Source organism: Buchnera sp. (in: enterobacteria) (assembly GCF_056343165.1).
Genome location: NZ_JBWHTS010000001.1, coordinates 239,963 through 264,148, shown reverse-complemented (window position 1 = coordinate 264,148; position 24,186 = coordinate 239,963). Strand labels below are relative to the sequence as shown.

At 26.3% G+C, this 24,186-nt stretch carries 19 protein-coding genes; 13 read left to right on the top strand and 6 right to left on the bottom strand.

Going from position 1 to position 24,186, the window contains the following annotated elements; all coding sequences use genetic code 11:
• The first annotated feature begins 85 nt into the window (after positions 1–85).
• Both dnaK and dnaJ read left to right on the top strand, forming a co-directional pair.
• Entirely contained in the window at positions 86–1,999 is a 1,914-nt protein-coding gene (dnaK, locus tag ACTP5B_RS01350) for a molecular chaperone DnaK (RefSeq protein ID WP_464829316.1), read from the top strand.
• A 111-nt stretch (positions 2,000–2,110) separates the two neighbouring features.
• Positions 2,111–3,247: a molecular chaperone DnaJ gene (gene dnaJ / locus ACTP5B_RS01345; protein WP_464829315.1), complete on the top strand. Its 1,137-nt coding sequence runs from the start codon at positions 2,111–2,113 to the stop codon at positions 3,245–3,247.
• A gap of 49 nt (positions 3,248–3,296) precedes the next feature.
• Here dnaJ and rpsT read toward each other — a convergent pair whose 3' ends face one another.
• Positions 3,297–3,566: a 30S ribosomal protein S20 gene (rpsT, locus tag ACTP5B_RS01340; RefSeq protein WP_464829313.1), complete on the bottom strand. Its 270-nt coding sequence runs from the start codon at positions 3,564–3,566 to the stop codon at positions 3,297–3,299.
• 217 nt (positions 3,567–3,783) lie between these two features.
• On the opposite strand from rpsT, the gene ribF reads away from it, so the two are divergent.
• The 8 genes from ribF to folA all read left to right on the top strand — a co-directional run bounded on the left by ribF (position 3,784) and on the right by folA (position 15,093).
• The gene (gene ribF, locus ACTP5B_RS01335; protein WP_464829312.1) at positions 3,784–4,719 is read left to right on the top strand and encodes a bifunctional riboflavin kinase/FAD synthetase; all 936 of its coding nucleotides are present in this window, start codon (positions 3,784–3,786) and stop codon (positions 4,717–4,719) included.
• A gap of 25 nt (positions 4,720–4,744) precedes the next feature.
• Positions 4,745–7,567 carry an isoleucine--tRNA ligase gene (gene ileS / locus ACTP5B_RS01330; RefSeq protein ID WP_464829311.1) on the top strand — a complete coding sequence of 941 codons (2,823 nt, stop codon included), beginning with the start codon at positions 4,745–4,747 and terminating at the stop codon, positions 7,565–7,567.
• Positions 7,567–8,043: a signal peptidase II gene (gene lspA / locus ACTP5B_RS01325; RefSeq protein WP_464829309.1), complete on the top strand. Its 477-nt coding sequence runs from the start codon at positions 7,567–7,569 to the stop codon at positions 8,041–8,043. Before ileS ends, lspA begins: the two co-directional genes overlap by 1 nt.
• 71 nt (positions 8,044–8,114) lie before the next feature.
• Positions 8,115–9,083 (top strand): 4-hydroxy-3-methylbut-2-enyl diphosphate reductase, encoded by a 969-nt coding sequence (ispH, locus tag ACTP5B_RS01320; RefSeq protein WP_464829308.1) that lies wholly within the window; start codon positions 8,115–8,117, stop codon positions 9,081–9,083.
• Positions 9,076–9,885: a 4-hydroxy-tetrahydrodipicolinate reductase gene (dapB, locus tag ACTP5B_RS01315; RefSeq protein ID WP_464829306.1), complete on the top strand. Its 810-nt coding sequence runs from the start codon at positions 9,076–9,078 to the stop codon at positions 9,883–9,885. The genes ispH and dapB overlap by 8 nt, the downstream gene beginning before the upstream one ends.
• 217 nt (positions 9,886–10,102) lie before the next feature.
• Positions 10,103–11,251, top strand: a complete 1,149-nt coding sequence (carA, locus tag ACTP5B_RS01310) for a glutamine-hydrolyzing carbamoyl-phosphate synthase small subunit (protein WP_464829304.1) — start codon at positions 10,103–10,105, stop codon at positions 11,249–11,251.
• A 17-nt stretch (positions 11,252–11,268) separates the two neighbouring features.
• The gene (gene carB / locus ACTP5B_RS01305; protein ID WP_464829302.1) at positions 11,269–14,493 is read left to right on the top strand and encodes a carbamoyl-phosphate synthase large subunit; all 3,225 of its coding nucleotides are present in this window, start codon (positions 11,269–11,271) and stop codon (positions 14,491–14,493) included.
• A gap of 117 nt (positions 14,494–14,610) precedes the next feature.
• Positions 14,611–15,093 carry a type 3 dihydrofolate reductase gene (gene folA / locus ACTP5B_RS01300; RefSeq protein WP_464829301.1) on the top strand — a complete coding sequence of 161 codons (483 nt, stop codon included), beginning with the start codon at positions 14,611–14,613 and terminating at the stop codon, positions 15,091–15,093.
• A gap of 34 nt (positions 15,094–15,127) precedes the next feature.
• Here the strand turns inward: folA and apaH are convergent, their stop codons facing one another.
• The 3 genes from apaH to ACTP5B_RS01285 are packed head-to-tail and all read right to left on the bottom strand — an operon-like array spanning position 15,128 to position 18,151.
• Positions 15,128–15,943, bottom strand: a complete 816-nt coding sequence (gene apaH / locus ACTP5B_RS01295; protein ID WP_464829299.1) for a bis(5'-nucleosyl)-tetraphosphatase (symmetrical) ApaH — start codon at positions 15,941–15,943, stop codon at positions 15,128–15,130.
• A gap of 37 nt (positions 15,944–15,980) precedes the next feature.
• Positions 15,981–16,808, bottom strand: a complete 828-nt coding sequence (rsmA, locus tag ACTP5B_RS01290; protein WP_464829297.1) for a 16S rRNA (adenine(1518)-N(6)/adenine(1519)-N(6))-dimethyltransferase RsmA — start codon at positions 16,806–16,808, stop codon at positions 15,981–15,983.
• A 50-nt stretch (positions 16,809–16,858) separates the two neighbouring features.
• Positions 16,859–18,151, bottom strand: coding sequence for a peptidylprolyl isomerase (locus tag ACTP5B_RS01285; protein ID WP_464829295.1), 1,293 nt, complete (start codon positions 18,149–18,151; stop codon positions 16,859–16,861).
• A 241-nt stretch (positions 18,152–18,392) separates the two neighbouring features.
• On the opposite strand from ACTP5B_RS01285, the gene ACTP5B_RS01280 reads away from it, so the two are divergent.
• On the top strand, positions 18,393–19,163 hold the full coding sequence (locus ACTP5B_RS01280) for a DedA family protein (RefSeq protein ID WP_464829294.1): 771 nt from the start codon (positions 18,393–18,395) through the stop codon (positions 19,161–19,163).
• An 83-nt stretch (positions 19,164–19,246) separates the two neighbouring features.
• Here the strand turns inward: ACTP5B_RS01280 and rplY are convergent, their stop codons facing one another.
• Both rplY and nfo read right to left on the bottom strand, forming a co-directional pair.
• Entirely contained in the window at positions 19,247–19,534 is a 288-nt protein-coding gene (gene rplY / locus ACTP5B_RS01275) for a 50S ribosomal protein L25 (protein WP_464829292.1), read from the bottom strand.
• A gap of 32 nt (positions 19,535–19,566) precedes the next feature.
• The gene (gene nfo / locus ACTP5B_RS01270) at positions 19,567–20,412 is read right to left on the bottom strand and encodes a deoxyribonuclease IV (protein ID WP_464829290.1); all 846 of its coding nucleotides are present in this window, start codon (positions 20,410–20,412) and stop codon (positions 19,567–19,569) included.
• Between the two features lie 768 nt (positions 20,413–21,180).
• Here nfo and glyQ point away from each other — a divergent pair.
• Together glyQ and glyS are read left to right on the top strand one after the other, a co-directional pair.
• The gene (gene glyQ / locus ACTP5B_RS01265; protein ID WP_464829289.1) at positions 21,181–22,119 is read left to right on the top strand and encodes a glycine--tRNA ligase subunit alpha; all 939 of its coding nucleotides are present in this window, start codon (positions 21,181–21,183) and stop codon (positions 22,117–22,119) included.
• Positions 22,094–24,166, top strand: a complete 2,073-nt coding sequence (gene glyS / locus ACTP5B_RS01260) for a glycine--tRNA ligase subunit beta (RefSeq protein ID WP_464829287.1) — start codon at positions 22,094–22,096, stop codon at positions 24,164–24,166. The genes glyQ and glyS overlap by 26 nt, the downstream gene beginning before the upstream one ends.
• The last annotated feature ends 20 nt before the right edge of the window (positions 24,167–24,186 follow it).

Here is a 24,186-nt window from a genome sequence, read left to right as displayed (position 1 = left end):
CTTATGTAACTAATTAAAAGCCAAAAAAATGGCCGCATAAAGGTTGCAACCCAATTTATCAAGATATTGAATAGGAGAAATTTTAATGGGTAAAATTATTGGTATTGACTTGGGAACAACCAACTCTTGTGTTGCCATTATGGATGGCAACAAACCTCGTGTTTTAGAAAACGCAGAAGGTGATCGCACGACACCTTCAATTATTGCGTATACTCAAGAAGGAGAAGTCTTAGTAGGACAGCCTGCTAAACGTCAAGCTATAACTAATCCGAAAAATACACTTTTTGCTATAAAACGTTTAATTGGAAGAAAATTTCAAGATGATGAAGTTCAACGTGATATAAAAATTATGCCTTACAGAATTGTAAATTCTGATAATGGTGATGCGTGGATTGATATAAAAAATAAAAAAATGGCACCTCCTCAAATTTCTGCGGAAGTATTAAAAAAAATGAAAAAAACTGCAGAAGATTATTTAGGAGAAAAAATAAACGAAGCTGTTATTACAGTTCCTGCATATTTCAATGATGCTCAACGTCAAGCTACTAAAGATGCAGGAAAAATCGCAGGACTAGAGGTAAAACGAATTATCAATGAACCAACAGCAGCCGCACTTGCTTATGGATTGGATAAAGGTCAAGGAAATAGAACAATAGCTGTTTATGATTTAGGTGGTGGAACCTTTGATATTTCTATTATTGAAATTGACGATGTAGACAAAGAAAAAACATTTGAAGTACTTGCCACTAATGGAGATACACATCTTGGAGGAGAAGATTTCGATAGCAGATTAATCAATTACTTAGTGATAGAATTTAAAAAAGAACAAGGAATAGATCTGCGAAATGATCCACTGGCTATGCAACGCTTAAAAGAATCTGCAGAAAAAGCAAAAATAGAGCTATCATCTGCACAACAAACAGATGTAAATCTTCCTTACATTACAGCAGATTCAAATGGACCTAAACATTTAAACATAAAAGTTACTCGAGCAAAATTAGAATCATTAGTAGAAGATTTAATAATACGTTCCATTGAACCACTAAAAGTTGCATTAAAAGATGCAAAATTATCCATATCAGATATCAATGATGTGATATTAGTAGGTGGTCAAACTAGAATGCCTATGGTACAAGCTAAAGTCGCAGAATTTTTTGGGAAAGAACCTAGAAAAGATGTTAATCCAGATGAAGCTGTAGCAGTTGGTGCTGCGGTACAAGGAGGGGTATTGTCTGGTGATGTGAAAGATGTCTTGTTACTTGATGTAACCCCTTTATCATTAGGAATTGAAACTATGGGTGGGGTAATGACTTCACTTATAACTAAAAATACTACAATTCCTACTAAACATAGTCAAATATTTTCAACAGCAGAAGATAATCAATCAGCAGTAACCATACATGTACTACAAGGTGAACGAAAAAGAGCTGCAGATAATAAATCATTAGGACAATTTAACTTAGATGGAATTAATCCGGCACCTAGAGGAACAGCGCAAATTGAAGTAACATTTGATATTGATTCAGATGGAATATTACATGTCTCTGCAAAAGATAAAAAAACAGGAAAAGAACAAAAAATTACTATTAAAGCATCTTCAGGACTAAATGAAGAAGAAATTAAAAAAATGGTAAACGATGCAGAAGCTAATTCCGAAGCAGATCAAAAATTTGAAGAATTAATTCAAACACGAAACCAAGGTGATCAATTAGTTCATAGTACAAAAAAACAATTAAATGACAAAAAAGATTTAATTGAAGAAAAAACTAAAAAAGATATTCAAGCAGCTTTAGAGGAATTGGAAAAATCATTAAAGGGAGAAAATAAATCTGATATTGAAAAAAATATACAGAATCTTTTAAAGGTATCCTCTAAGTTAACAGAAATAAATCAAAAAAAATCAGAAAAAAATCAAAACGATGAAAATATATCATCTAATAAAACAGACGAAAATGTTGTAGATGCAGAATTTGAAGAAATTAAAGATCCCAAGAAATAATTAATTTCAAAAAATATTGAAAAATAATTATTGTGAATTTTAAACCAACACGGGCGTAGAAGCTTATCTACGCCCGTGTAATTATTTTAAAATTAGGAAGAGTAAGTAAGAATGGCAAAAAAAGACTATTATCAAATTCTGGGAATTCCTAAATCTGCTGAAGAACGCATGATTAAAAAAGCATATAAACGACTGGCAATGAAATATCATCCTGATCGAAACCAAGGAGATAAAGCTTCTGAAGGAAAGTTTAAAGAAATCAAAGAAGCTTATGAAGTCTTAATTAATGAAGAAAAAAGAAATGCATATGATCAATATGGACATGCAGCTTTTGAAAATGGTCAATCTCATAACACATATAGTAGCACTTTTACCAGTTCTGCAGATTTTGGTGATATTTTTGGAGATGTTTTTGGTGATATTTTTGGAGGAAATAGAACTCAAAGAGCTACAAAAGGAGCAGATTTATGCTATAATATAGAAATTTTATTGGAAGAAGCAGTAAAAGGAACAAAAAAAGAAATTCAAATTCCCACTCTTCAAAAATGCAAATCATGTCATGGAAGTGGTTCAAAAAATGGAACTAAACCTCGTGCATGTTCTACATGTCATGGAAAAGGTCAAATACACATTAGAAAAGGTTTTTTTACTGTTCAACAATCATGTCCCACCTGCCATGGTGCAGGATCAATAATTACCAATCCATGCAATGTATGTCACGGACAAGGACGAATTGAAACATATAAAAAATTATCAATAAAAATTCCACCAGGAGTTGATACCAATGATCGAATTCGTTTAAATAATGAAGGTGAAGCTGGTGCCAATGGAGCGGAATCAGGTGATCTATACGTCCAAATTACAGTAAAAAAACATCCTATTTTTGAACGAGAAGACAATAATTTATACTGTGAAGTGCCAATTAATTTTACAATGGCTGCATTAGGTGGGGAAATAGAGGTTCCAACTCTAGATGGTAGAGTTAAACTAAAAATACCATATGAAACGCAGTCGGGAAAACTCTTTCGTATTCGAGGAAGAGGCGTAAAGTCTATCCAAAATAGAAATCAAGGTGATTTATTATGTCGTGTTGTTGTCGAAACACCTGTAAATCTTAATGAAAAACAAAAAAATCTTTTGCATGAATTAGGAAATAGTTTAAATGGTTTTCGAGGCGAAAAAAATAGTCCTCGTTCAAAAAGATTTTTTGATGGAGTTAAAAGATTTTTCGATGACTTAACAAGATAAAATTTTATAAAGTATTGCTTCTAAATTAGAGGCAATACTATTTAAAAAATTATATTTTAGACATTTTACTAATTTGTAATGACAAATTAGATTTACAACGCGCGGCTTTATTTTTATGTATGAGACCTTTATTCACATGGCTATCAATGATAGGTTGCATTTTATTAAATGCCTCGTTTGCTATTATTTTATCACCAGCGATAATAGCTGCTCGTACTCTTTTTATAAAAGTACGAATCATTGAGCGCCGACTAGAATTTTTTTTCCGACGTTTTTCAGATGTTATTGCATCTTTTTTAGCAGATTTTATATTAGCCAATTTCTACCTCTGAATTTTTAAAAAATTAAAAATTTGTTTGAAAAAAAATTTAAAAATTAAAAATTTGTTTGAAAAAAAATTTAAAAATTAAACATTTGTTGGAAAAAAAAATATTAATGAATATACTAAAAAAATATTAGAATTTTAATTCAATCAAACAAAAAAATTATTAAATTTTTTAATACAATTTACTTCGTTTAACAAGGTCAACTTAACCATGAAGATTATACGAGGTATTCATAATATTAAGGAAATCAATTCTAATTCAATTATTACTATTGGAAACTTTGATGGAATACACTTAGGTCATCAAGAATTATTTTCAAATATATATAGAATGGGGCAAAAATACAAATTACCTACTATAATTATTTTATTTGAACCTCAGCCTCTAGAATTTTTAAGAAAAAAAGATGCTCCTCTTCGGATTACACAATTTCGTGAAAAAGTAACACGTATTGCTGCTTATAATTTTAACAACATTCTATGCATTAGATTCAACAAATCTTTCCAATCTTTAAGCGCAGAAGATTTTATCATAAATATACTTATAAATAAACTACATGTGAAATTTATAGTAATAGGCAATGATTTTAGATTTGGATTTCAAAAAAATGGAAATATCCATCTTTTAAAAAAATTAGGAAAAAAATATCAATTTAATGTTATACAAATTAAAGACTTATACAAAAACAATATAAAAATTAGTAGTACTAATATTAGAAAAGCGTTCTCTGAAAACAACATAAAACTAGTTTCTATTTTACTAGGTCGTAGATTTAGCATATCTGGAAAAGTGATACATGGAAATGCAATAGGAAGAACAATAAATTATCCTACAGCCAACATACTTTTAAATAAGAATTTTTTATTAACTAACGGAGTGTATGCAGTTAAAGTAAGATATTTATCAAATAAAAACGCTATAGGCATATCTAATATTGGAATTAAACCTAGTTTTTTTAAAACTAATACAAATAAATTACTTGAAGTTTACTTATTTGATATAAATATAAATTTATATGGGGAAAAAATAGAAGTTTTTATATATAAAAAAATACGTGATGAAAAAGTTTTTCTATCAAAAAAAGCACTGCAAAATCAAATTTTTAAAGATATTTTAACGGTTAAAAAATATTTTCAAATTTATTAAAACTAATTAATATAAAGAGAAAAAAATGAAAGATTATAAAAAAACTTTAAACTTACCTAAAACCGAGTTTTCTATGCGAGGAAATCTTTCAAAAAAAGAACCAAAAATATTAAAAAATTGGCATGAAAATAATTTATATGAATTAATTAGAAAAAAAAACCAAGAAAAAAAAATATTCTTTCTTCATGATGGCCCGCCATATGCTAATGGAAATATTCATATTGGACATGCAGTAAATAAAATTTTAAAAGATATTATCATAAAATCTAAAAATATGTCCGGTTTTGACGCGCCTTATATTCCATCTTGGGATTGTCATGGTTTGCCAATTGAACAAAAAGTTGAAGCGAAAATTAAATCAAATCAAAAAAAAATATCTACTGCAGAATTTCAAAAAAAATGTAGAAAATATGCGCAAGATCAAGTTAAGAAACAAAAAAAAGATTTTATCAGATTAGGAGTTATAGGTGATTGGGAAAATTCTCATCTTACAATGAACTTTAAAAATGAAGCGAATATTATTAGAACGCTATCTAAAATTATTAAAAAAAAATATTTATATCAAGACTTTAGACCTATACACTGGTGTCTTCAATGTTCATCATCACTATCTGAAGCGGAAATAGAATATTCTAAAAAAAAATCAGATTCAATTATAGTGGGTTTCAAATGTAAGCATAAATCAAATATAGAAAAATTATTTTTCTTTGAAAATTTGAATGACAAAGAAGTCTATATGCTGGTTTGGACAACAACACCTTGGACACTCCCATCTAGTAAAGCCATTTCAATAAATTCTAATTTTCAATATCAATTAATAGAAACTAAAAAATATAATTTAATTATAGCAAAAGAACTAGTTCAAAATGTACTCCGTATATTAAAGATAAAAAAATGGATAGAAATAAATTCTATTGAAGGAAAATTTTTAGAGAAAATCAAATTTTTACATCCATTTTTAAAAAATACTGATTTACCTATAATTTTAGGAGAACACGTAAATCTTGAATCGGGAACAGGAGCTGTTCATACAGCACCGGACCATGGAGTAGATGACTATATAGTTTGTCAAAAATATAATATTAAAACAAGCAATTTAGTAGATTTTAAAGGACAATACCTATCTAACGTACATCCCCAATTAGACGGTGTAAATGTTTTAAAGGCTAATCCAATTATTATAGAACTGTTGATAAAAAATTATGCATTATTTCACCATGAATCTTTAATGCATAGTTATCCGCACTGTTGGAGACACAAGAGTCCAGTTATATATAGAGCCACACCACAATGGTTTATAAAAATAGATAAGAAGAATTTGCGTTATAAATTATTGCAGGAAATAAAAAAAGTACGTTGGATACCTGAATGGGGAGAGTTAAGAATACAGGAAATGATTAAAAAAAGACCTGATTGGTGCATCTCAAGACAAAGAAGATGGGGTGTTCCAATGTCAATATTTATAAACAAAAAAACAGAAAATATTCATCCTGATACATTTTTTTTAATGGAAAAGATAGCAAAAAAAGTAGAATTAGAAGGAATACAAGCATGGTGGAATATAAATTTAGAAGAAATACTGGGAAAAGAATATCTGTTATATAAAAAAATATTAGACATATTAGATGTATGGTTTGAATCTGGAAACACACACACTTCAATAAAATATCATAATAAAAAGTATACTAAAAAAAATGCAGATATGTATTTAGAAGGGTCAGATCAACATAGAGGTTGGTTTATGTCTTCGTTAATAATATCAACATTAATTTCTGAGAAAGCACCATATTCTGAAGTACTCACTCATGGATTTGTTCTAGATGGAAAAGGACAAAAAATGTCTAAATCTATAGGTAACACTATTAGCCCTAACGAAATAATTAATACATTAGGAGCTGATATTTTAAGATTATGGGTTGCTTCCTCTAATTACTCAAACGATATTTTAATTTCTAAAGAAATACTAAATAGTTCATCTGATATTTATAGAAGAATCAGAAATACAGCACGATTTATGTTAGCAAATATTAATGATTTTAATCCTAAAACAGATATAATATCTAAAGATAACATGGTTTTTTTAGATAAATGGGCTATTGCGCAAACCAAAATAGTTCAAGAAGAAATTATAGATTTCTATAAAAATTATAATTTTCATGCAGTAGTACAACGTTTAATGTATTTTTGTTCTATAGAAATGGGTTCTTTTTACCTTGATATTATAAAAGATAGACAGTACACATTAAAAAAAAATAGTAAAGAAAGACACAGTTCTCAAACAGCTATGTACTATATAATTAATTCAATTGTAAGATGGATAGCGCCAATACTATCTTTTACTGCAGATGAAATATGGAGCTATTTACCGGAAAAAAATTCTCAATATGTATTTATGGAAGAGTGGTTTGACAAATTATTTTGTTTAGATCAAGATGAGTTATTAAATCATCAATTCTGGAATAAAATAATTAAGATTAAAAATGAAATAAATAAATTTTTAGAAGAGGAAATAAAAAATAAAAATATTAATAATTCACTTGAATCTTCTATTGTTTTGTATGTTATACCTGAATTATTCAGTAAACTAAAAATATTAGGAAAAGAGATAAAATTTATTTTTTTAACATCTGATGCAAAAGTAAGATTATATAATACAGCTCCTGCGTATGCTAAAAATAGTAAAACTATTCCTTATTTTAAAATCTCTTTAGAAAAATTTCAAGGGGAAAAATGTCCGAGATGCTGGCATTATTTTGATTTTACTAAAAACTATATAAAAAATAGAAAAATTTGTAATCGCTGTGTTTTAAACACTACAGGAAATGGTGAAACACGTATATTCATATAATGAAAAAACAATCTTTTAAAAAATCAAAAAATTTTATTTGTATAACTATAATAACCTTTATTCTTATTCTCGATACATCCAGTAAATATTGGATTGCAAAATATATTAAAATATACGAAACAAAAAAAATTTTTTCAATATTAAATTTTTTTCATGTACACAATTATGGTGCAGCATTTAGCTTATTATCTAAACAAAAAGGTTGGCAAATATGGTTTTTATCAATTATTAGTGTTTTTACTATACTTACGATAATTAGGATTATTCTAAAATCTAAAAAAAAAGAAATAAAAAAAATAACTGCATATTCTTTAATTATGGCAGGCGCTATAGGAAACTTAATAGACCGTATTATTTATGGTTTTGTAATAGATTTTATTGATTTACATATTGATAATTGGCACTTTGCTACATTCAATATAGCTGATTGTAGTATTTTTATTGGAATTTTAATTCTTATAAAAATAAATAAATAAATATAAAAATTAAATAGTTTATATAATATTCAATCACTATCAATATGTATATTTATTTTGGAGATAATACAGTGAATATCATATTGACTAACCCTCGAGGTTTTTGTGCAGGTGTCAGAAGAGCAATTTTAATACTTGAAAATGCATTGAAAATTTATAAAAAAACAATTTATGTTAAACATGAAATTGTACATAACAAATATATTATTAACAAATTCCGTACTAGAGGAGTGGTTTTTGTTGAAAAAATATCAAAAATTCCAGATTATTCAATAGTTATTTTTTCTGCGCATGGTGTATCAAAAAAGGTTGAACAAGAAGCTATTAAAAAAAAATTAATTATATTAAATGCTACTTGTCCATTAGTAGAAAAAGTACATATAGAAGTATCCAAATCTAGTCAAAAAGGAATAGAAACAATTCTGATTGGTCATAAAGGACATCCTGAAGTAGAAGGTACAATAGGACAATACAACAACAAAAATGGGAACATATATCTTGTTGAATCCATAGAAGACGTAAATAATTTATCTATTACAAGCAATCAAAAGTTAAATTTTTTCACACAAACAACTTTGTCTATTGAAAATACAAAAAATGTCATTACTGCCTTGAAAAATAAATTTCCAAAAATTTCTGGTCCTATTAAAGAAGATATCTGTTATGCAACAACTAATCGTCAAAAAGCAGTTCGTCAATTATGTCAAAAAGTTGATATATTACTTGTAATAGGTTCTAAAAATTCTTCTAATTCTAATCGTCTTGCAGAATTAGGAAAAGAAACTGGCACATTTACAAAACTTATTGACTCTTTTATTGATATTAAAAAAAAATGGTTGAAAAATATAAATAATATCGGTATTACAGCCGGAGCTTCTGCACCAGAGATATTAGTCATGGAAGTAATTCAGTATTTAAAAAAATTAGGGGCCAAAAAAACAATAGAAATGATAGGTATAAAAGAAAAGAAAGTTTTTAAAATTCCTCGAAAAATATTAAACGTCAAAGAAATTTTAGATAGCATGGGAAAAAATGAATAAAAAAACTCGTATTGCAATTACTGGACCAACAGGTCGAATGGGCAAAATGCTCATTAAAGAAATAAAAAAAAATGACAATGCATATTTAACAGCAGCCTTAGTTAAAAAAAATCATCCATTAATTGGAAAAGACATTGGTGAAATTCTTAAAATAGGAAATATGGGAGTCCTTATGAAGGATATATTAAATATCAAAAAAAATGATTTTGATGTTTTAATCGATTTTACTGAACCTAGTAGTACATTAGAGTATTTACTCTATTGCAGTAAATTTAAAAAAAATATTGTTGTGGGTACCACTGGATTTTCAAGAGAAGAAATTAATACTATTAATTTATATTCTAAAAAAATCGCTATAATTATGGCATCAAATTTTAGTATAGGAATTAATTTGTTATTACAACTAATTGAAAAAACTACTCAAATAATAGGAAAAAATTCTGATATTGATATTATTGAATATCATCATCGCAATAAAATTGATGCCCCTTCAGGTACAGCTTTAGAAATCGGAGAGACTATATCAAAAGTAATGAATTGGGATTTAAACAAACATTCTATATATTGTCAAAAGGGAATAACGGGAGTCAGAGCAGAAAAAAAAATTGGCTTTTCTGTGATACGTGCAGGTAATATTGTAGGGAAACACACTGTTATGTTTTCTAGTTCTGGAGAAGAAATAAAAATTACTCATACTGCCTCAAATAGAATATCTTTTGCTCAAGGTGCTATAAAATCAGCATTATGGGTTGATAAAAAAAAACCAGGTCTATTTAATATGAAAGACATCCTATCATTTTAATAAAAATGAAAATTATTTTATTAATGATATTTATTCAGAAATCGTTTACTTATAATAAAAAAACATATAAAAATTAATTTTTTTATAATTTTTCAACACAATATAAATGTCTATTACGACAATAGACAAAAATATTAATTTTAGTTAAAATAAAAAATATTTGATAAAATGGTAATAACAATTCACATGTAAAAATTTTTTTTTAATGGAGGATGTTTTGAGCCAATCAGCAGTGCTAGTTTTAGAAGATGGGACTAGATTTCACGGACGAGCTATTGGAGCCAAGGGAATAACTGTAGGAGAAGTTGTTTTTAATACATCAATAACTGGTTACCAAGAAATAATTACTGATCCCTCTTATTCACATCAAATTGTGACGTTAACTCATCCCCATATTGGCAATGTCGGAACTAATTCTCACGATGAAGAATCATCCAAAATTTATGCAAAAGGTCTTATTATCCGTGATTTATCATCCATTGCAAGCAATTATCGGAATAAAAAATGTTTTTCTTCCTACTTAAAAGAAAATAATATTATTGCTATATCTGATATTGACACAAGGAAATTAACACGTATTTTACGTACAAAAGGTTCGCAAAATGGATGTATTATAGAAGATAAAAAACAAAATTATATTATAGCACATAAAAAAGCTAAAAAATTTTCAAGTTTACAAGGTTTAGATTTAGCAAAAAAAGTTTCTACTAAACATATTTATAATTGGAAACAAGGAAGTTTTGATTTTGATAAAAAAAAATTCTTTTCCATTAAAAAACAAAATTTTTTATTTCATGTTATTGTATATGACTTTGGTGTTAAAAGAAATATACTGCGTATGCTTGTAGATAGAGGATGCTATTTAACAATTGTTCCAGCTACAACTGATCCAAAAGTAGTTTTAAAATTATCTCCGGATGGAATATTCTTATCTAATGGACCAGGAGATCCAAGACCTTGTTATTATGCTATTAATGCTATTCAGTTTTTTTTAAAAATTAATATCCCTATTTTTGGAATATGTTTAGGACATCAGCTATTAGCTCTAGCCAGTGGAGCTAAAATTATAAAAATGAAATTTGGACATCATGGAGCAAATCATCCTGTTAAAGAAATCAAAAATAACCGGGTAATAATTACATCTCAAAATCATAGTTTTACTGTAGACACCGAAAATATGCCAAATAATGTAGAAATTACACATAGCTCTCTTTTTGATGGAACATTACAAGGATTATCTTTAACTAATAAATTAGCTTTTAGTTTTCAAGGTCATCCAGAAGCAAGCCCTGGACCACATGATGCTTCATCTTTATTTGATCATTTCATTAAATTAATCGTTCGTCAAAAAACTAAAACTCAGTAATCAATTAGGGAAAAAAAATGCCTAAATCTACTGATATAAAATCAATTTTAATTCTTGGTGCAGGTCCAATAGTAATTGGACAAGCATGTGAATTTGACTATTCAGGTGCACAAGCTTGTAAAGCTTTAAAAGAAGAAGGATATAAAATAATTCTTGTAAATTCTAATCCTGCAACTATTATGACAGATCCTGACATGGCTGATTCTACATACATTGAACCGATTCATTGGAAAATAGTAGAAAAAATTATTCAAAAAGAAAAACCAGATGCATTGCTTCCAACCATGGGAGGACAAACAGCTTTAAACTGTGCTTTAGAATTAGATCATCAAGGCGTATTGAAAAAACATGATGTAAAAATAATAGGCGCAACAATTAATGCAATTAAAAAAGCTGAAGATAGAAAGTTATTTGAACATTCGATGAGAAAGTTAAATTTGAAAACTGCAAAATGTGGTATTGCACATAATATTCAAGAAGCATTTTCAGTTTTAGATAACGTAGGTTTTCCATGTATTATTCGTCCTTCTTTTACTATGGGTGGACATGGAGGGGGCATTGCTTATAATCATGAAGAGTTTGAAAAAATATGCGAAAGAGGACTTAAATTATCTCCTAGTACAGAACTTTTAATCGATGAATCACTTATTGGTTGGAAAGAATATGAAATGGAAGTTGTTCGAGATAAAAACGATAATTGTATTATAGTATGTTCGATTGAAAATTTAGACCCTATGGGTATTCATACAGGAGATTCAATTACCATAGCGCCCGCACAAACTCTAACTGATAAAGAATACCAAGCAATGAGAAATGCATCCATGTCAATTTTACGAGAAATAGGTGTGGAAACAGGTGGTTCTAATGTTCAATTTGCTATTAATCCCGAAAGTGGTCAGATGATTGTAATTGAAATGAATCCTAGAGTTTCTCGTTCTTCTGCTTTAGCGTCTAAAGCTACCGGATTTCCTATTGCAAAAATTGCAGCGAAATTAGCAGTAGGATATACACTAGATGAACTTGCAAACGATATTACAGGTATGAACACTACCGCATCATTTGAACCATCAATAGATTATATAGTTACAAAAATTCCTAGATTTAATTTTGAAAAATTTCCAGGATGTGATGATAGATTAACTACACAAATGAAATCTGTTGGAGAAGTAATGGCAATAGGTCGTACTTTTCAAGAATCTATCCAAAAAGCTATTCGGGGTTTAGAATTAGGTGTCAGTGGTTTTGACTCTAAAATATCCGATATTGATCCAGATTATCTTATTAAAATTAAACATGAACTAAAAGATGCGGGTTCTGATCGCATTTGGTATATAGGAGATGCATTTCGAGCTGGAATGTCTGTAAATGATGTATTTAATTTAACGTCAATTGACCCATGGTTTCTCATTCAAATCGAAGAAATTATTCTTATAGAACAAAAAATCATAAAAAGTGGATTTGTAGGATTAAAATATGACTTTCTTTATTTCATTAAAAGAAAAGGTTTTTCTGACCAACGTATTGCAATATTAACTCAGAAACATGAGAGTGAAATAAGACAACTGCGCTATAAACTAAATCTACATCCTGTTTATAAAAGAATTGATACATGTTCAGCTGAATTTTCAACTGAAACAGCATATATGTATTCAACATGGGAAGATGAATGTGAATCAAATCCAAACAATAATAATAAAAAAATTATTATATTGGGCGGTGGTCCTAATAGAATAGGGCAGGGTATAGAATTTGACTATTGCTGTGTACATGCTGCTCAAGCTTTACGAGAAGATGGTTTTGAAGCAATTATGATTAACTGTAATCCAGAAACAGTATCTACTGATTATGACATTTCGGATAGACTATACTTTGAACCTATTACATTAGAAAACGTTTTAGAAATAGTTAGAATAGAAAAACCTCAAGGAGTTATCATTCAATACGGAGGACAAACTCCATTAAAATTAGCATGTGAATTTGAAAAAGAAGGCATTCCTATAATCGGAACTAATCCAGATTCTATTGACAATGCAGAAGATCGTTATCGATTTCAAAAAACTGTTGATAAATTAAAATTACGGCAACCTTTAAATGCTACTGTTTTAACCTTAGAAGAAGCTTATAAAAAAGCAGAAATAATTGGCTATCCAGTTATGGTAAGACCATCTTATGTTTTAGGTGGAAGAGCAATGGAGATTGTTTACGAAAGAAATGGTTTAAAAAATTATTTTAAAATGGTATTAAAAAAAAATAATACTACACCAATTTTATTAGATCAATATTTGGATTATGCTACAGAAGTAGATGTAGACGCTGTGTGTGATGGAAAAACTGTTTTGATTGGAGGCGTAATGGAACACATTGAACAAGCAGGAGTTCATTCTGGTGATTCTGCATGTTCATTGCCAGTCTATACTTTGACCAATAAAGTTCAAGATGAAATTAGAAAACAAGTAGTGAAATTAGCATTTGAATTATCTGTAAAAGGATTGATGAATGTACAATTTGCTATTAAAAAAAATATAATATATATTATTGAAGTCAACCCCAGAGCAGCACGAACCGTTCCATTTGTTTCAAAGGCGACAGGACTTGCATTAGCAAAGATTGCTGTACGAGTAATGTGTGGAAAAACACTGTTAGAACAAGGTTTTATTAAAGAAATCATTCCTCCATATTTTTCAATAAAAGAAGCTGTTCTTCCATTTGAAAAATTTCAAGGCGTGGATCCTATATTAGGACCAGAAATGCGTTCTACAGGAGAAGTAATGGGTATTGGAAAAAATTTTTCTGAAGCTTTTTCTAAGGCTATGTTAAGTGCACATACCAATATGAAAAAATCAGGTCGTATTCTTCTCTCAGTAAGAGATGAAGATAAAAATAATATTATCAATTTAGCAGTTAAATTAAAAAAGATAGGATTTAAAATAGATGCAACTAAAGGAACATCTATAGCTTTAAGAAAATCTGGAATCGAATCTAGATTAGTAAATAAAGTTCATGAAGGACGTCCTCATATACAAGATCGTTTAAAAAATGGAGAATATTCTTATATTATTAACACTACATATTGTAATCAGGGAATAAAAGATTCAAAATTAATATGTCGCAGTGCTCTACAATATAAAGTACACTATGATACAACAGTCAATGGAGCTTTTGCGACTGTTATGGCATTAAATGAAAATCCAATGAAAAATATTAGATCTCTACAAGAGATGCATGAAAAAATAAAAAAATAAAATTTTGTCATTACAATGTAATTATAAACAACAACTCAATCAGAATTAAGTTAAGTAAATATTTATAAATATGTTGTGAAACATATTTATAATGCAGATAAAGGATCATTATTTCTCATGAATATAAGTTTGATTGCTGCTGTATCTAGTAACTTAGTTATTGGACATAATAATAAAATACCTTGGTGTCTCCCTGAAGATTTAAAATGGTTTAAGAAGCAAACAATAAATAAAAATATTATTATGGGTCGTGCAACTTGGGAATCTATCGGTAAACCTTTACCAATGCGTAAAAATATAGTTATTAGTAGAAATGAAATTAAAAAAAAAGATATAATTTGGGCTAATTCAATATCTAATGCCATTATATCTGCAAAATATAATGGAGAAATTATGGTTATCGGAGGTTCTCAAATATATAAAAAAATGCTATTTTATGCTAATAAATTATATTTAACTCACGTAGATATTAATATTATTGGAGATTCTTATTTTCCTGAATATACATTATATCCATATTGGAAAGTCTTATTTAGAAAAAAAAATATTAAAAATTCAATCAATCTGTATAATTATACTTTTGAGATTTTATCAAGATAAAAAAACATTTTTTAAAAATAATTAGCCATAAATATTATTGATATAAAAAAGGTTGTGAAAACAATTTTTTATCTTCCCATCGTAACATAATTAATTCTCCACCCCAACAGCAACCACCATCTAATGCAAAGAAAGGTTCAGGTATATATGTCCCTTTTAAAGAAGACCAGTGCCCAAAAAAAACAGAATATTCTTTTGAAACATAAGATGGCATCAAAAACCATGGTTTTAAAGGATATTTAACCAAATTAGGAGGTTGTTTACAAAACATGTTTAAACAAGAATCAGGATAACAATACCTCATTCTTGTAAGAGAATTGATAGAATATCTTATTCTATCTAATTGATTTAAACTTAATTTCCAAAAATTTACACTATAATCATAAATAGATTTTAAAAATAAAGCATAATTTTTATGCGATAAAAAATCTTCAATTTCTGATGCGCAAATTTGAGCTGTATTAATATCCCATTGCGGACTAATTCCAGCATGTGACATAATAATTTTACGTTTTTCATCAACTTTAATAAGAGACTGGCAACGTAGCCAACTAATTAATTTAAAAATATCTGACGAAGCAAGTAATTCATCAAGATAATTTTCTTTTTTATTTTTTTTAATACCAGCATGTATTGCAATTAAATTTATATCATGATTTCCTAAAACAATTTGGACTCTATTTTTTAATGAATAAAGATACCTCAAAACATTGAGAGAATCAGGACCTCTAGATACTAAATCTCCTGCAATCCATAAATGATCTTTTTTATCATTAAAAGATGATTTCTCTAAAATCATCCTAAACTCTTTATAACAACCATGTATATCACTTATAAAATAAGTACTCATGTATTATTGCCTTTTTAAATTAAAAAGTATTTACAAATTAATTTGATTGTTTTTTAAATTTTTTTAATTTTTTATATAAATAATTAGCTAATTGACAATACTGAACAATAGAAACATTTTCAGCTCGAAACATGGGATTGATTTTTAGTTGAATTAATTCTTTTTCAGAAAATAAATTTTTTAAACTATGACGTAAAATTTTTCTTCTATTTTGAAAAGAATTTTTTGTAATATAACTCAAAGTATTTATATCATAAACAAAATAAGGAGAATTAGTATGAGGAGTTAAATTAATAAAAACAGAATGAACTTTAGGAATAGGTCGAAAATCTTCAGGTGGAACATTTAATAGTATTTTAATGTTACAATAATATTGAGATATAATACTTAAACGACCATAAGATTTTTTTCCAGGAATAGAAATTAATCTTTCGGCTACCTCTTTTTGCAACATAAAATTCATATCTTTAATAACTTTAATTTGTTTAAATAAGCAAATAATAAAAGATGTAGAAATATTATATGGAAGATTCCCAAAAATACGAATTAATTGATTTTTTTTATGAAATAAATCGATAAAATTAAAATTTAAAGCGTCTTCATAAAAAACAATTAGTTTTGAATAAAACGAACGTTTTTTCAACAAAGATAATAAATTAGGATCCACTTCAATTACAATTAATTCTTGTAATAATTGACATATCGGTTTTGTTAATGCAGCTAATCCCGGTCCAATTTCTACTAATGTTTGTTTTATATTGGGATTAATTATTTTAATAATATCCTGAACAGTTTTTTTATTTACAAGAAAATTTTGACCGTATTTTTTTAAAGGAAAATGTCTTTTAGACTTTTTTATAATCATAAATCTACACTAAATTATTTCATGTTTAAATGTTATTAAAGAAAACATATTTATGAACTTATAATTTTTATATAAGAATTTTTTTTAAGTTCTTCTATCCAATTATGTTTTTCTGTCATTATTTTTCGATTAAACAAAATATCATAAGCTTGTTTTTTTTTAAAATTATAAAATTGATCTACTTGACGTATATCTAATAATTTAAATATATGCCATCCAGAATCAAATTTAACAGGCTTGCTTATTTCATTTTTATTAAAAGATACAAACACTTTTTTAAATTTAGAACTAAATAATTCTTTCGAAATCCATCCTAAATCACCTTTTTTATTAGATGAATAAAAATCATGAGATAAATTTTTAACAGCATCATCAAAACTATAAACTCCTTTTTTAATGTTTCGATATATATTAAAAATTTTCTTTTTTGATTCTTCATCCGTTAAAATAATAGAAGGTTTTATTAAACAATGTTGTACATAAAATTCATTTTTAATATTTTCTTTTTTATTTTTAATATCATTAACTTTTAAAATATAAAATCCTTTGTTCCCTAGAAAAGGACCTAAAACTTCTCCTTTTTTAAAAATATTTAAAGTCTTAGAAAAATTCTTTTGTATATCTAAAAAACTCATCCAAAACATTTTTTTTACTGAAAAAATAGATTTGTTTTTTTTGCAATCAGTAAATAATTTTTCAAAATCATAACCATTTTGAACTTTATTTACGATGCTTTCTGCTATATTCTTTCTATCTTTAATCGTATTATCTGAATCTTTTTTCGAAAAAGGTAATAAAATATAGCTTAAATTTATATTTTTAAATTTTTTATTATTTGCTATAAGTTTTTTAAAAATGAAATTAACTTCTTCTTCTGAAATATTAATGCGTTTATGAAGCTCATAATCTTCTACTATTTTTATTTTCAGCAGTCTTGCAATATTCTTCATGTAATTGTCATAATAAATATGATTATTAAGATCATGAGACAAAATGTAATTTTTTAATTGATTAACACTGATTTTTTTTTTCAAAGCAATACTTTTAAGGAAATTATTAATTTGTTCTTCAGTAATATTAACATTCATTCTATTTGCTTCTTGCAGTATCAAAGAATCTACAATCAATTTTTCAATAACTTTTTCTCTTAAAAAATTACTTTTTAAAGGGATTCTAAAAGTTTTACCTTCTTTTTTTAATACAAGAAGAATCTTATCGACATCACTACTTAATATAATTTGATCATTAACAATAGCTGCAATATTATCTACTTCATAATCCTCAGCTAATGCATAAAAAAAACTAGTAAAAATGTAAAAAATTAAAAAAATAAATACTTTCATTAAAATTCTTCTTTATTGTGAAAAAATGTTTTTATACTAAAATATTTTTTATTAAAATTATTTAATAAAAATATTTTTTATGATTTTCTTTTAAAGTATTAAAGTATGTAAAATTTAAAATCATACAAAAAAATAAGATAAATTTAGAATATTTTCTTGAGGTTATTTTCAAAAAAATATAAAGTATAAAATATTTATCTAAAAAATTCAGTTTTAATTAAAAACTTTATAATGAGAATTTATGGAATCCTGGTTAACATCTTTTATAACACAATCTTTAACATGCTCTCTCTTAATAGTCGGTGTTATTTCTTTTTTAGAATCTCTTACCTTAGTAGGATTGCTTCTTCCTGGTATTATTTTAATGACTACATTAGGCACCTTCATAGGTGATGGAAGATTACCGTTCTATCCCGCTTGGATATCTGGTACGATCGGATGTTTATTAGGTGATTGGATTTCATATTATATTGGCCTGTATTTCAAAAATTGGTTATATAATCTTAATTTCCTAAAAAAAAATCAAAAACTACTCGATAAGATCAAATCTGTACTACATAAACATAGCATGATTACTATAATTATTGGTCGATTTATAGGACCAACTAGACCTTTGATACCAATGGTCTCCGGAATGTTGAAATTACCACTGCAAAAATTTATTTTCCCTAGTATTGTTGGGTGTATATTATGGCCTCCAGTATATTTTTTCCCTGGAATAGTTACAGGAATTGCTATAAAAATACCTCAAAGTTCTGAAAATAATTATTTTAAATGGTATTTATTACTGATCTCAATTTTGATATGGTTAGGAATATGGCTCACGTCAAAATGGTGGAAAATCAGAAAAAATAATACAGGAAATCATAATTCGTTTTTTACTCAGAAAAAAATTGGCTTTTTAGCAATGTTATCTTCTTTTTGTGCAATTTTAGGTTTAATTTCTATACAATTTCATCCCACGATGTCAATTTTCAGGAAAATATTTTCTACTGTATTATTAGGAATATAATAATTATTATAATGAGTCAAGATTTTATTTTTAAAAAATTTTTAAAAAATATAACTCAAAATATTAGATCGTATTTCTTGTATTTAAGAAACATATAAAAAATCAATATGCAAAAATTTTAATTTGAATGAATGTCGTTGAACAGCTTGCACTTTAACTTGATATTTTATATCTTCAATACGCAGAAAAAAATTTTCTTTATAAAATTCTACTTTTTTTTGTAGATTAAAAACAGAATTATGATCTAATACAAGCAAAACTTCAGTTTTATTAAATCCATATAAAACTCCCGGGAATTTATTATTAATACGTAAACGTCTACTGAAACTTTTACCTTTTTCTTCTCTTTTTTCTGCCGAAAGCACAAACATATTTAAACCTCTTTTATTAATAAATTTTAAAATTATACTTTTTTTTGTGATCTTAACCAACAAATTTCTTGTTCCCATATATTAGAATTAATGGTTTCTAAAATCATTGGAATATTATAAAATTTTTTGTTTCTTACAATCCATCTAAAAGCTAATTCTCCTATTTCACCTAATCCTAAACTTTCATGACGATCAATACGACTATTAAGTTTTCTTTTTGAATCATTCAAATGAATTCCTTTTAAATATTTAAATCCGATTAAATTATTAAATTCTTCGAATGTATTTTCACAATCTTGTTTAGTACGTAAATCGTATCCTGATGCAAATAAATGACAGGTATCAATACAAACACCTATTCTAGATTTATCATCAATATTTTTAATAATTTTAGATAGATGTTCAAAAGAATATCCCACATTAGTACCTTGTCCTGCTGTATTTTCTATAACTGCAGTTACATTTTTAGTTTTTTCTAAAGCTATATTAATAGAGTGAGCGACTCTTAACAAACAAGAATTCTCAGTAATTTTATTTAAGTGACTACCCGGATGAAAATTCAAAAACATTAAACCGAGTTGGCTACAACGAATCATTTCATTAATAAAAGAATCTCTGGATTTTTTTAATAAATCATCGATAGGATGACCTAAATTAATCAAATAACTACTATGAGGCAAAATTTGTTGAGGTTTGAAATTATACTTGATACACAAATCTCTAAAAGAATCTATTTTTTTTTGAATCAGTGGAGGAGAAATCCATTGCAGCTGATTTTTAGTAAAAAAAGAAAAAGCTGTTGCTTTTATTTGAACAGCGCGTAAAACGGTTTTTTCTAAACCGCCAGAAGAACTAACATGCGCGCCAATATAGTTCATTTTATATTTTTTCCTATAAAAATATTTTTTATTTTAATATATCAAGATATATTTAAAAACTGAAAAAACGAAATATTAAAATGTATTTTTAAAAAAATTTATTTTTAATGATAAATATAAATTTCTATACTATAAAAGATTATAATACTGAGAAAGCATGTTTTAATCAATAAAAATAAGTTGAATGTATTTAATATTTTTTACTAAAGATTTTATAATTACACAAACACATTTGATAGAATAAGAATGAACAATATAATAATTCTATTATTTAGTAAAATTCATAATGCGATTAAAAATTTTTATTGTATCTTATTAATTTTAAAACGTTTTTACATAAAATTATATATTTTTATTTATTGTAAAAAATAAAATATTTATTATTGATAGACGATACTTGTAAAAAGTAATTTATATTGCATTCTAATTATAATGATTTATTTAATTTTATCTTTTTATATAGAAAAAATATAATTTTTACGTATTTATCATAAAAAGTCGAAAATTTTACAGAGTAAATTTTTTTATGTACAAACTAATTTGTTTTAGAAAAATATAATTTACTTAAGATTTATTTCATAAAATAACAGTAAATATTATTCTGTTATATATATTAAGTAATCAATAATTCTCTTTCTTTTTTAGTTATAACATTGTATTCTTTTAAAAAAATACATTTTTAATTATTTTACAAATTTAAAAAATATACGGTATAAAAAATTTTTATAAAAATATACATATATCTTTAATATCCTTTCTGGATCCACAATGAAAAATTATCATAATAATTTTTATAATTTAATTGCAATTTTACAAAAATACTGGTTGGAACAAGGATGTACTATTTTTCAACCATTAGATCTACCAATAGGAGCAGGTACATTTCATAATATCACTTTTTTAGGTACTATTGGACCAGAACCAATTAATGCTGCATATATACAATCTTGTCGTCGTCCTTCTGATGGAAGATATGGAGAAAACCCTAATCGTTTACAGCATTACTATCAATTTCAGGTTATCATAAAACCTCCCTTGGATAATATCCAAAACATTTATTTGAATTCTTTAAATTTATTAGATATAGATGAAAAAATACATGATGTACGTTTTGTGGAAGATAATTGGGAAAATCCTACATTAGGTGCTTGGGGCATTGGCTGGGAAGTTTGGTTGAATGGTATGGAAATTACTCAATTTACTTATTTTCAACAAGTGGGCGGATTAGAATGTAATCCTGTAACTGTAGAAATAACATATGGTTTAGAAAGAATTGCTATGCATATGCAAAATAAATCAAATGTATACGATCTAATTTGGAATACACATAATAATAAAAAAATAACTTATGGTGATATTTTTCGTCAAAATGAAAAAGAACAATCACAATATAATTTTGAATATTCTGATATTAGTTTTTTATTTAATTCTTTTGAACAATATGAATTAGAAGCAAAAAAATTAATAAATTTAAAAAAACCCTTATTATTAGTATCATATGAAAAAATATTGCAATCTAATCATATATTTAACTTATTAGATGCCAGAAAAGTTTTGTCTTCAAACGAACGTCAAAATTATATTTTACGCATTCGCAAGTTAACTACCCAAGTAGCGATAAAATACTTAAATGTAAGAAAAAAATTAGGTTTTCCATTATGTCATAAAAAAAGAGAAGAAAATGACAGAAAAAACACTATTAATTGAAATTGGAACTGAAGAATTGCCTTCTAGGCTACTTCAAAAAATATCTTTATCTTTTTATAAAAATTTTATTAAGGAATTAAATTCTTATAATATTAAATATAAAAAAATACAAAACTTTTCTACTCCAAGACGACTTGCGTTAAAAGTGATAGATGTTGATACAACAGAAAAATTTATAGAAATAAAAAAAAAGGGTCCATCTATAATCCATGCTTATGAAGAAAATGGATCTTTAACAAAAGCTGCTATTCATTGGTTAAAACATTGTGGAATTAATATAAAACAAGCTAGTCGTTTAAAAAATAAAAAAGGTGAATGGTTATTGTATCAAACCAAAAAAAAACAAGAAACTATTCAATTACTAATTGCTAAAATGACTGAATTAGCTCTTAAAAACATTTTTATCAAAAAACATATGCGATGGAACGAGTATAATCAGAAATTTTTTCGTCCTATTCGTAATATTGTAATTCTATTGGGAGATCAAAAAATAGCAGGAAAAGTATTTAATATTTCTTCTAATAATATTCTTCAAAATCATCTTTCTAATAAAGAAGAAAAAATAAAAATTAGAGATGCAAATGATTATCCAGACATTCTGTTTCAGAAAAATAACATTATCGCTAATTATTTAAATCGAAAAGAAATAATTATAAAAAAAATTCAAGAAACAGCAAAAAAAGTCGACGGTTTTATAAAAAATAATGATTTTTTAATTGAAGAAGTGACTTCTTTAGTAGAATCACCTATGGCACTTTTAGTTAATTTTAAAAAAAAATTTCTTGTAATACCTAAAAAAATAATAATATATGTTATAGAAAAACAACAAAAATGTTTTCCAATATATGATTCTAAACAAGAACTTCTTCCGCACTTTATTTTTGTTTCTAACACTAATTCAAAAGAACCAGAAAAAATTATTATAGGAAATCAAAAAGTAATGCATGCACGGCTTTCGGATGCTGAATTTTTTTTTAAAAATGATAAAACAATAAAATTAGAAGATCGTCTTTCATCTCTAAAAAAAGTTTTATTCCAAAATAAACTCGGCTCATTGTATGAAAAAACATTGCGTCTCAAATTACTTATAGAATGGATTGCTAAATATAATTTCAGCAATATAAAAGATTCAATTAGAGCCGCACTTTTATCTAAATGTGATCTTGTAACTCAAGTAGTATATGAATTTCCAGAACTACAAGGCACAATAGGTATGTACTATGCTTTAGCAGAACAAGAAAAAAAAGATGTTGCTATTGCTCTTAAAGAACAATATCTACCATCTTTTTCAGGTGATAAAATTCCATGTACTTCTATAGGTTGCGCATTATCAATTGCTGATAAAATAGATACTTTATCAGGAATGTTTTACATTGGGAATATACCCAGTTCAGACAAAGATCCATTTGCATTAAGACGTTTATCTATAGGAATAATACGTATTATTATAGAAAAAAATATATCCTTAAATTTAAAAGATTTGATTGATAAAAGCGTTGATCTATATTGTAATAAAAGTTCTAATAATTTAATTTTATCTAATAAAATTCTTGAATTTTTAATGAAAAGACTATTTTATTGGTATGAGGAAACAGGGTATGATATAAAAATTATAAAATCAGTATTATCATATAAATCAACTGAACTAATAGATATTCATAACAAAATACAAGCTATATCTTTTTTTAAAAAATCAGAATCTTCAAAATCAATAATATTATCTATCAAAAGAATATCTAATATTTTAGAAAAAGAAAATGAAAAGATTACTGGACATATTAATATCAAACTTATGAAAGAAACAGAAGAAATTATATTATTCAATTGTATAAATAGATTTAATATTGATACAAAAAATTTATTTTTAGAGAAAAAATATACGGATATCTTAAAAAAGATAAAAGATTTTGAAAAACCTATATGTAATTTTTTTGATAAAGTAAAAATACATGATTCGAATTCTAGAATTCGATTAAATCGATTACTTTTATTAAATACTTTGAAAAAAATATTTTTTATAATAGCAGATTTTTCTTATTTATATTAAATATTTTCAAAAAAAAAGTT

Bases quoted from the DNA above. Each gene is read 5' to 3' on its own strand.
- dnaK (WP_464829316.1), top strand. From the start codon at position 86: ATGGGTAAAATTATTGGTATTGACTTGGGAACAACCAACTCTTGTGTT.
- dnaJ (WP_464829315.1), top strand. From the start codon at position 2,111: ATGGCAAAAAAAGACTATTATCAAATTCTGGGAATTCCTAAATCTGCT.
- ribF (WP_464829312.1), top strand. From the start codon at position 3,784: ATGAAGATTATACGAGGTATTCATAATATTAAGGAAATCAATTCTAAT.
- ileS (WP_464829311.1), top strand. From the start codon at position 4,745: ATGAAAGATTATAAAAAAACTTTAAACTTACCTAAAACCGAGTTTTCT.
- lspA (WP_464829309.1), top strand. From the start codon at position 7,567: ATGAAAAAACAATCTTTTAAAAAATCAAAAAATTTTATTTGTATAACT.
- dapB (WP_464829306.1), top strand. From the start codon at position 9,076: ATGAATAAAAAAACTCGTATTGCAATTACTGGACCAACAGGTCGAATG.
- carB (WP_464829302.1), top strand. From the start codon at position 11,269: ATGCCTAAATCTACTGATATAAAATCAATTTTAATTCTTGGTGCAGGT.
- folA (WP_464829301.1), top strand. From the start codon at position 14,611: ATGAATATAAGTTTGATTGCTGCTGTATCTAGTAACTTAGTTATTGGA.
- apaH (WP_464829299.1), bottom strand. From the start codon at position 15,943: ATGAGTACTTATTTTATAAGTGATATACATGGTTGTTATAAAGAGTTT.
- rsmA (WP_464829297.1), bottom strand. From the start codon at position 16,808: ATGATTATAAAAAAGTCTAAAAGACATTTTCCTTTAAAAAAATACGGT.
- ACTP5B_RS01285 (WP_464829295.1), bottom strand. From the start codon at position 18,151: ATGAAAGTATTTATTTTTTTAATTTTTTACATTTTTACTAGTTTTTTT.
- ACTP5B_RS01280 (WP_464829294.1), top strand. From the start codon at position 18,393: ATGGAATCCTGGTTAACATCTTTTATAACACAATCTTTAACATGCTCT.
- rplY (WP_464829292.1), bottom strand. From the start codon at position 19,534: ATGTTTGTGCTTTCGGCAGAAAAAAGAGAAGAAAAAGGTAAAAGTTTC.
- nfo (WP_464829290.1), bottom strand. From the start codon at position 20,412: ATGAACTATATTGGCGCGCATGTTAGTTCTTCTGGCGGTTTAGAAAAA.
- glyQ (WP_464829289.1), top strand. From the start codon at position 21,181: ATGAAAAATTATCATAATAATTTTTATAATTTAATTGCAATTTTACAA.
- glyS (WP_464829287.1), top strand. From the start codon at position 22,094: ATGACAGAAAAAACACTATTAATTGAAATTGGAACTGAAGAATTGCCT.